Here is a 5,387-nt window from a genome sequence, read left to right as displayed (position 1 = left end):
TTTAAGCTTCAGATTTTTTTTATGCTTAAAATATTGAAAGTAATAAAAAACTGAGAAAATATTCTCAGTCACATCGGATTAGTCATTACTAGAATGGTAGCACCTAAGGTGTAAAGATTCCATAAAACATGAAGTGTGATACTTGCAGATAAGTTCTCTCTTTTTTGGTAGACCATAGAGAGGGCTAATCCCATTCCGATATAAAGAGTGAGATAGGCAAGATTAGTTGGCATATGAAAGAGACAAAAGAGACCAGTGCTGACTAGCACAGCCGTTTTCGAATAGGGAGCTAACCAGGTAAAAATCCACTTGCGAAAGAGGATTTCTTGGAGGAAGGCTGTCGTAATCATACCAATGGCTACTGGAAGGATAGGCGTTGTCGTAAGGGTTCTTAGAAGTTCTCCGTGATAGGTAGTATGGGTTAGTAGCATAAGATTACTGCCAATGACTCCCATCAAGAAGATAGTGAGAAAGCCCCAGATAATTGCTTTAGCATCCTTGAGGTCTAGTCTAAAGCGAGTCATCAATCATTCACTCTTTGCCCAGAGATAGGTAAGGTAAAAAATGATGAGATTGATAGCGATGATTCCCCAGCTTTCAGGGTTCGTAAAAGTCAATCCAGTCTGACTATTGTAGGAGGTCATCAGACTCAAAGCAAAGTTTGGGATAACAATCATTAGTAATAAAAACAAACCTTGATAGGTCCGCCTAAATACTATGTGATTAACGAGAATTTTCATACTCTCAATTATACCCTAAAATGAGGAAATAGCTACTCAAAAAGTGAATAAACTATAATGTTTTTCACAATTTATGCGAAAGAAAGTGAAAAAATTACAATCCAATTTTTTCTTTGGAAAATCCTTGTCACACAGCCTCTTTTTGGATAAAATAGAAAAGAATGGAGGTTGTCATGACGCAATCAGGGAATTTTAAGTTTCACACACCAATCTTTCGTGTGAATAACAGACAAGAAAATATTGAGTTTTACCAAAATACACTAGGATTTAAACTATTAACAGAAGAAAATGCTCTTGCCGTCTTCACAGATTGGGCAGACCACCAATCACTCTTTGTGATTGAAGAGTCTCCAGCTTACCGTTGCCGTGCAGTTGAAGGCCCTAAGAAAATTAATAAAGTGGTTATTAAGGTTTCAGATCCACTTGAGATTGAGTACCTTTTGGCGCGTGACGATCACCAAGCCAAGGCTATTTTTCAAGGGGAAAATGGTTATGCCTTTGAAACAGTTTCACCGGAAAATGGTCTTATTTTGATGCACGCTGAGGATGACTTGTCAACGCTCAAGACAATCGAGTATGCAGATGTTGAAGAAAATGAAGACTTTAAAGGTGTTTCAGACTTTACCGTTCAGTCCTTGACTCTGAATGTTGTGGATACGGTTAAAGCAGCCTTCTTCTATGACAATCTTTTTGGTGAAGAACTACCTTTATCTATCCACTTTGAAAAGGCGGAAGGTCCTGACCTTCAAGTAACTCCTGATCAAACTTGGGATTTGGAAATTCTCGAGTTTAAGGTGGCAGAAGACTATGACTTAGTTGCCTTGCATGATAAACTCGAAGAGGAACAGTTCTCAAGTTACTTGGATAGCAAAGGACACCTACTTGCGTTGACTGATATGAGTAATATTGAGGTTTGGCTAACAAAATAATGACTGATTTTCAACAAACATTAGCAACAATTACAGACTACATCAAGGCTGACATCTTTCCGGGTGCCAGCCTTGCCCTTTATGATGGAAAGACTTGGCAGGAGTACTACCAAGGGACTCAAGATGGCTATGTTCCAGTAGTTCCAGGTCTCACCTATGACCTAGCCAGTGTATCCAAGGTGGTTGGGGTTGGAACCCTCTGTCTTTTCTATCTGCAGGCCGATAAATTGGACTTGGATGAGAAGCTGTCAACCTACTACCCCGCAGTAGAAAATAAGACATTAACATTACGTCAGCTCTTGTCTCATAGTAGTGGGATTGATCCTTTCATTCCTAATCGTGATGAATTAGATCAGGAGGGTTTGATTGCTGCTATAAACGCCATCAAAGTTAGGGATGATAAACCTTTCTTGTATACCGATATTAACTTTATTCTCTTGGGACTGATGCTCGAAAAGTTGTCTGGACTAAGTCTGGATAAGCTCTTTGACTCCGAAGTTTTTCAACCTTTTGGTATGTCTGAGACACAGTTTGGGCCAGTTGGGATTGCTGTTCCGACGGTTAAGGGCATTCCGGGCGGAACTGTTCACGATCCCAAAGCTCGTGTTCTTAAAGAGCATACAGGTTCAGCAGGTCTCTTTTCAACCCTTAAAGACTTAGAAATTTTTGTTAATCATTATTTGAAGGATGATTTTGCTAAGAATCTGACGAAAAATATCAGCCAATCCAAGAAGGAACGTAGTGTCGCTTGGGACCTTCAAGGAGATTGGATTCTTCATACTGGTTATACAGGGACCTTTGTTCTGATTAACATCCCAGCTCAACGTGCGGCGATTTTCCTAAGTAATCGTACCTACTACAAGGATGAGAGAGCTCAATGGATTAAGGATAGAGATGCCTTGATTGAGATAATAAAGGAAGAGTTGATCAGTGAAGCGGTCAAGTAGGCACTCCAAGGAAAGAAAGCTTGTCTCTTGGTTTCTGAGTCTGCTTTTTTGCATACTTAATGGGAGTAATCTCTTTGTCTGTGGTATGTTTTTTGTAGTGATAGAAGGCTTGTTAGCGTTTGATAAAGATTCCTTTTCTTTATCTTCTTTTCTATTTTTAAGTATAGTGTCCGCTGTAACCGCTTCTTCCTATATTTTGATAAGAGAGCTACTATACAAACTGATTCATTACCTTGGTTATCGTGCCCAACCTGATTTGAAAGTCATTCGTATGAGAAGAGGGCTTGATATTTCCTTTCCTGTATTTGAAAAGTACGGTCAAGACTATAGGTTACTGTATAAGAAGCGTTTCAAGAAACTTCAAATAGGATATTTGCTGATATGTTTAGGATACTTTAGTGGACTTAGTCTTATAATGATCATCTGTACAGTCCTATTGAGAGGACTGTTCGAGCTCCTAGAACTAGAATCAAAACTGTCATCTTCTGAATATAAACAATTTCTTGGTTTTTTGGTCTACATGGGAGTGTTTGTCTTTCTTTTTACAGGGCAGAAATACTGGAGAAAAATCGTAGAGGCTTTAAAGAAAAGAGAAAATGTGACAGTGCTTGCTGTCGAGCATGGTTATCCGATATTTGCGACAAAAGAAGAAGCTTAAGCAGTTGCTATACTGCTTAAGCTTTTTTACTTATTAAGGATTTTTCAACAGTAATATGTTGGATTCCAGCTTCTTCAAAGATTTGACCGACTTCTTGATAGCCATTATTAAGGTAGAACTTAAGTGCCCCTAGTTGAGCATGGAGAGAAATAGATTTAAAGCCCTGTTCTTGGGCAAAATCTTCAGCCTCTTTAAGGAGGATGCTCCCTAGCCCTTGACCTTGGTAGGTGTCAAGCACAGCCATGCGTTGGAGGGTGACCTGAGTCAAATCCTTGTTGGGCAGTAAGCGTACAGTTGCAGCAGCCTGACCCTTATCATCATAGAGGACAAAGTGAATGCAGTAGGCTTCATTGACATCAATTTCGATGGAGCGTGGGACTCCTTGTCCTTTAACAAAAACAGTGTTTCGAATGGCTACGGCATCTAGGTAAGTTTCTGAAAGTGTATCTCTTGTATGTTTAATGATCATAGGGTCATTTTAACAAAGCTTATAGCTAATCGTCAATGGAAAAAAGCTTGATGAGAAGAGGGGACATCAAGCTTTCTGTAAGACTTTATTCTTTGATTTTTCGACCGTTTGTTTCTTGGATAGGACGATTATTTTCAAATCCAAGGGTTTGTGTGAATTTTTCTACCTGTTCCTTGCTGACGGTTTCTTGTTTTTTGAAGACAATCCAATTAACACCTTCAGTACATGGTGGAGTTGTTAAGGAGCCTTCAAAGTTGTAGTAGTCTTTGTCTTCAGGATAGAAATCATCTAGTGAGATAGGCTGAGACAACTCGGTTTCAGTATTAGCAGCTTGAGGCATCTTATCCCAGATTTGTTTCAAGGCTTGGTTTTCATCCCCATAATTATAGAGAACAGAGACAACAGTGATTTTACCAGTATCGGTCTTGTAGACGAAGTGTCCTTCAAGAGGATAGGTTTTGCCATCAATTTCATTCTCACTGGGTGCGTGAAAATGAAACTGTTGCAATTTATAGACATCATCACCAATCGTTAGACTATTCTTGGGATTTTTAAAGCTGACTTCAATCGTATGACCATTGTTTTCAACTTGGCCTTTTGATTCTTGATTATGAAGGTTTAGTTCTGGAAGATCGACATCTTCAGCTCCTGTGATATTGATTGGAGATTGTTCTTTACCATTTTTGCTGAGTTCATAATCTTTGGAGAGGTCACCCCAATGTTCAGGACCAGTTGCACCAGTATACCCCCATGGAACATCTTTGGATTTAGAGGTTTCAGTGTCAGTCTTGGATTGGCAGGCTACGAGTAGAACGGCACTAGCCATGAGTGATAGTACTCCAGTTAAGGTTGAACATTTCTTAGTCATCTTTCCTCCTTGTTGTCCCTAGTCCCATCACAAAGAGCTATACTTGTCATTAGTAAGGTCTCTTTATTGTGACAGTGATTCAGGCTGATGTAATGATAGCTCTTCTGAGAAAGAAGTGTTTGGAAATTCCAAACGGAAATGCTTATATTCTATAGCTTATCTAATAAAATGTCAATATATATTATAAATTAGTTATAATAATATGATAAAATAACATGATTTTTTATAAAAATAAAAGAACTCGCACTAGCGAGTTCCTTATTATTATGTGACTTTAAGTCCGTTTCGCTCCGAAGGTGCGAAACAGATAAACCACCCGCTATGCGGGTGCGCATCGAAGGTTATACCGTCATAACAAAAAAACTCCAAACGAGTTACAATATAGGTGTTCAAGCCAATTGTAAAGCGGAAGGAGTTAAGACTATGGCGCAAAAAGCTCACAGTTTATCACATACAAAATGGATGTGTAAGTACCACATTGTATTTACACCTAAGTATAGACGAAAAATAATCTATAATCAATATAGGAGTAGTCTGGGAGAGATTTTTCATAGACTATGCCAATATAAAGGCGTTGAAATAATAGAAGGCCACTTAATGCCAGATCATGTCCATATGTTAGTAAGTATTCCACCACGAATGAGTGTAGCTAGTTTTATGGGATATTTAAAAGGTAAAAGTGCATTAATGATGTTTGATAAACACGCCAATTTAAAATATAAATTTGGGAACAGACATTTTTGGGCAGAAGGTTATTATGTAAGTACGGTAGGACT

The 5,387-nt window shown here is 38.6% G+C and carries 8 protein-coding genes; 4 read left to right on the top strand and 4 right to left on the bottom strand.

The genetic code is table 11. The annotated features are described in order from the left end of the window. Positions 1 to 68 precede the first annotated feature (68 nt). Both HMPREF0848_RS06605 and HMPREF0848_RS10875 read right to left on the bottom strand, forming a co-directional pair. On the bottom strand, positions 69 to 524 hold the full coding sequence (locus HMPREF0848_RS06605) for a CPBP family intramembrane glutamic endopeptidase (protein ID WP_008535475.1): 456 nt from the start codon (positions 522 to 524) through the stop codon (positions 69 to 71). A 3-nt stretch (positions 525 to 527) separates the two neighbouring features. Continuing rightward, positions 528 to 740 carry a hypothetical protein gene (locus tag HMPREF0848_RS10875; protein ID WP_008535474.1) on the bottom strand — a complete coding sequence of 71 codons (213 nt, stop codon included), beginning with the start codon at positions 738 to 740 and terminating at the stop codon, positions 528 to 530. 173 nt (positions 741 to 913) lie between these two features. Between HMPREF0848_RS10875 and HMPREF0848_RS06600 the strand changes: the two genes are divergently transcribed. Genes HMPREF0848_RS06600 through HMPREF0848_RS06590 form a run of 3 tightly spaced genes read left to right on the top strand, consistent with a single transcriptional unit; the run spans position 914 to position 3,274 of the window. Next, entirely contained in the window at positions 914 to 1,669 is a 756-nt protein-coding gene (locus tag HMPREF0848_RS06600) for a CppA family protein (protein WP_021146410.1), read from the top strand. Continuing rightward, positions 1,669 to 2,616: a serine hydrolase domain-containing protein gene (locus HMPREF0848_RS06595; protein ID WP_037609051.1), complete on the top strand. Its 948-nt coding sequence runs from the start codon at positions 1,669 to 1,671 to the stop codon at positions 2,614 to 2,616. Before HMPREF0848_RS06600 ends, HMPREF0848_RS06595 begins: the two co-directional genes overlap by 1 nt. Next, positions 2,600 to 3,274 carry a hypothetical protein gene (locus HMPREF0848_RS06590; protein ID WP_008535469.1) on the top strand — a complete coding sequence of 225 codons (675 nt, stop codon included), beginning with the start codon at positions 2,600 to 2,602 and terminating at the stop codon, positions 3,272 to 3,274. The genes HMPREF0848_RS06595 and HMPREF0848_RS06590 overlap by 17 nt, the downstream gene beginning before the upstream one ends. A gap of 16 nt (positions 3,275 to 3,290) precedes the next feature. Here HMPREF0848_RS06590 and HMPREF0848_RS06585 read toward each other — a convergent pair whose 3' ends face one another. Together HMPREF0848_RS06585 and HMPREF0848_RS06580 are read right to left on the bottom strand one after the other, a co-directional pair. Then, positions 3,291 to 3,743 carry a GNAT family N-acetyltransferase gene (locus HMPREF0848_RS06585; protein ID WP_008535467.1) on the bottom strand — a complete coding sequence of 151 codons (453 nt, stop codon included), beginning with the start codon at positions 3,741 to 3,743 and terminating at the stop codon, positions 3,291 to 3,293. An 85-nt stretch (positions 3,744 to 3,828) separates the two neighbouring features. Next, positions 3,829 to 4,611 (bottom strand): carbonic anhydrase, encoded by a 783-nt coding sequence (locus HMPREF0848_RS06580; RefSeq protein ID WP_008535464.1) that lies wholly within the window; start codon positions 4,609 to 4,611, stop codon positions 3,829 to 3,831. Between the two features lie 423 nt (positions 4,612 to 5,034). Here HMPREF0848_RS06580 and tnpA point away from each other — a divergent pair. Further along, on the top strand, positions 5,035 to 5,387 hold a 353-nt coding region (gene tnpA, locus HMPREF0848_RS06575; protein WP_037609186.1), incomplete at its 3' end, for an IS200/IS605 family transposase.

Origin of the sequence: Streptococcus sp. C150 (assembly GCF_000187445.1) — a bacterium.
Classification (GTDB): domain Bacteria; phylum Bacillota; class Bacilli; order Lactobacillales; family Streptococcaceae; genus Streptococcus; species Streptococcus raffinosi.
Note: the sequence above shows the minus strand (reverse complement) of the source record. Positions and strands in the feature narration are given on the sequence as shown.